Genomic DNA, 3,029 nt, shown 5'->3' on the forward strand with positions numbered 1-3,029 from the left:
ATCGACGACTCGCTCGGCGATGAGGTGCGGGTCACCGTGATCGCGGCGGGCTTCGACGCCGCCGGGCCCAGTCGAAGGCCCGTCACCGGCAGCACCCAGGGCATCGCGGCGGGCACGGCCGGCAAGGTCAGTTCGACATTGTTCGAGCCCGCCGACGCCGTCAGTGTGCCGGTGCACACCAACGGCTCGACGCTCGACATCGGCGGCGAGGACGACGACGTCGACGTGCCGCCGTTCATGCGGCGCTAGCCCGCCAACGTATGGGGGCCGTGGCCTGCCGTCTGGGCGAGTCGATGCTGGGCGAGCCGGATACTGGATATGTGAGCGTTCGCATCCGGCGGGTAACCACCACCCGCGCCGGTGGCGTCTCGGCGCCGCCGTTTGACACCTTCAACCTCGGCGACCATGTCGGCGATGACCCGGCCGCAGTGGCGGCCAACCGGCGACGGCTGGCCACCGCTATCGGCCTTGGCGTCGACCGGATGGTGTGGATGAACCAGGTGCACGGTGATCGGGTCGAGCGGGTCGACGGGTCGCGCGACACCCCGGTCGCCGACACCGACGCACTCGTGACGAGCACGCCGCGGCTGGGGTTGGCGGTGGTGAGCGCCGACTGCGTGCCGGTGCTGTTGGCCGACGCGCGGGCCGGCGTCGTCGCCGCCGTGCATGCCGGTCGAGTCGGAGCGCGCGACGGTGTGGTGGCCCGAACGATCGAGGCCATGGTGGCCGCCGGCGCGCACGAACCCGACATTTCGGCGCTGCTAGGGCCGGCCGTCAGCGGGCGCAACTACGAAGTGCCCGCGGAGATGGCCGATGAGGTCGAGGCGGCGCTGCCTGGCAGTCGCACCACCACCTCAACCGGCGCGCCCGGGCTAGACCTTCGTGCTGGAATCGCCCGTCAGCTAAAGACTTTGGGTGTCACGGCCATCGATGTCGACCCGCGCTGCACGGTCGATGATGCCAACCTGTTCAGTCATCGTCGAGGCGCCCCGACCGGGCGACTGGCATCGGTCGTGTGGATCGAATGAACCAGGACTGTCGAGTGGCGGTAAAACTAACATCCCGACCCGAGCGGGAATCGGAATTAACCGACGCTTTGACAGCGCTTCGATCGCGACTCACGGCTGCCGCGGAAGCGTCCGGCCGCAAAGTCGACGAAATTCAACTTCTGCCTATTACCAAATTCTTTCCAGCAACCGATGTCGCGATTTTGTCGAGTTTGGGATGCGCGGCCTTCGGCGAATCCCGCGAGCAGGAGGCGGCGGCAAAGGTAGCCGAAGTCGCAAGGTTGCTGGGCGATACCTCGATATCAGCGGCATCGGCGTACCCGCACTGGCACATGGTGGGCCAGATACAGCGCAACAAAGCTCGGTCGTTGGCCAACTGGGCGCACACCGCCCACTCCCTCAGCAGCGCCCCGGTAGTGCGGGCATTGGACCGGGCCGTGGCGGCGGCACGCAGCGAGGGACGTCGGGACAATCCGCTGCGGGTCTACGTCCAGATCAGCCTGGACGGCGACGTGTCCCGAGGAGGTGTCGACGTCTCCGACCCGAAAGGCGTCGACGACATCTGCGCGCAGGTCGAAGCCGCCGAATCCCTCGAATTGGTTGGGCTGATGGGCATCCCGCCGCTGGACTGGGACCCCGATACGGCGTTCGCGCGGCTGGAGTCGGAACACCAGCGGGTACGCCGGGCCCATCCACACGCGGTGGGATTGTCGGCCGGGATGTCCAACGACCTCGAAACGGCGGTCAAACATGGTTCGACGTGTGTGCGTGTCGGTACCGCGTTATTGGGCAGGAGACCGCTACCGTCACCTAATTAGTCACTCCAGTCACATCTTCATCACAGACACCGAAACTCGCAGAGCCTAGAAGGGGTCCAGGCGATGAGCACACTGCATAAGGTCAAGGCTTACTTCGGTATGGCGCCCATGGAGGACTACGACGACGAGTACTACGACGACCACGCCCCGACGCAGGCCGGCTACCCGCGGCAGCGGTTTGCCGACGACAGGTACGGCCGTTATGACGGACACGACTACGACGATCCACGCGGCGAGCCCGGCGACTTCGCATCGGCTGGCTATCGCGGCGGCTACCCCGACGAACCCCGGTTCCGGGCCCACGAATACGACCGCGGCGACCTGGCCCGGCCGCGCTTCGGGTCACTGCGGGGCTCAACCCGCGGCGCCCTGGCGATGGATCCACGCCGAATGGCGATGCTGTTCGACGAGAGCAGCCCACTGTCGAAAATCACCACGTTGCGGCCCAAGGACTACAGCGAGGCCCGCACCATCGGGGAGCGCTTCCGTGACGGCACCCCGGTGATCATGGACCTGGTCTCGATGGACAACGCTGACGCGAAGCGGCTGGTCGACTTCGCGGCTGGATTGGCCTTCGCGCTGCGGGGATCCTTCGACAAGGTCGCCACCAAGGTGTTTTTGCTCTCACCCGCCGACGTCGACGTCTCGCCCCAGGAGCGCCGGCGCATCGCCGAGACCGGCTTTTACGCCTACCAATAGTGCCCGACGGCTCCGCCGAGAGGCGGGCAACGTTGCTGGACGGATGTAGCCGGCTGTTCGAGTGGGTAGGCTGGGCGTTGCCGTGCTGGCCGCAGCCGGGGCTGTCATCAAAGTCACATCTTCTTCATCGCTAAGGTCGGGCTCTCGTTGACGCAGGTCGTCCATATCGTTGGCTATGCGCTGTTCATCTTCTGGCTATTGCTGATCGCGCGAGTAGTGATTGAGTTCATCCGCTCGTTCAGCCGGGACTGGCGACCGCGGGGTGCCACCGTGGTCATCCTCGAGATCATCCTGTCGGTCACCGACCCGCCGGTGAAGCTACTGCGTCGGCTGATACCGCAGCTCACTGTCGGTGCCGTCCGTTTTGACCTGTCCATCATGGTCCTGCTGCTGGTGGCTTTCATCGGCATGACCATGGCGATCGATTACCAGGCCTGAAGCCGCGACGCACCCACTGCGGCGGCCAGCTGCGGGCCTTGGAGGGTTTGCCGGGCCGCATTTCGTT

The 3,029-nt window shown here is 66.0% G+C and carries 4 protein-coding genes and 1 pseudogene; all 5 read left to right on the forward strand.

Going from position 1 to position 3,029, the window contains the following annotated elements; all coding sequences use genetic code 11:
• Positions 1-249: pseudogene (locus WBF82_RS18835) on the forward strand (cell division protein FtsZ); the annotation flags it as partial.
• A gap of 71 nt (positions 250-320) precedes the next feature.
• On the forward strand, positions 321-1,028 hold the full coding sequence (pgeF, locus tag WBF82_RS18840) for a peptidoglycan editing factor PgeF (protein ID WP_424384466.1): 708 nt from the start codon (positions 321-323) through the stop codon (positions 1,026-1,028).
• Entirely contained in the window at positions 1,025-1,825 is an 801-nt protein-coding gene (locus tag WBF82_RS18845) for a YggS family pyridoxal phosphate enzyme (RefSeq protein ID WP_424384469.1), read from the forward strand. Before pgeF ends, WBF82_RS18845 begins: the two co-directional genes overlap by 4 nt.
• A gap of 63 nt (positions 1,826-1,888) precedes the next feature.
• Positions 1,889-2,524 carry a cell division protein SepF gene (locus tag WBF82_RS18850; protein ID WP_424384467.1) on the forward strand — a complete coding sequence of 212 codons (636 nt, stop codon included), beginning with the start codon at positions 1,889-1,891 and terminating at the stop codon, positions 2,522-2,524.
• Between the two features lie 147 nt (positions 2,525-2,671).
• Positions 2,672-2,962, forward strand: a complete 291-nt coding sequence (locus WBF82_RS18855) for a YggT family protein (RefSeq protein ID WP_424384468.1) — start codon at positions 2,672-2,674, stop codon at positions 2,960-2,962.
• The last annotated feature ends 67 nt before the right edge of the window (positions 2,963-3,029 follow it).

The sequence above is a fragment of the Mycobacterium sp. genome, assembly GCF_049673265.1.
Taxonomy (GTDB): domain Bacteria; phylum Actinomycetota; class Actinomycetes; order Mycobacteriales; family Mycobacteriaceae; genus Mycobacterium.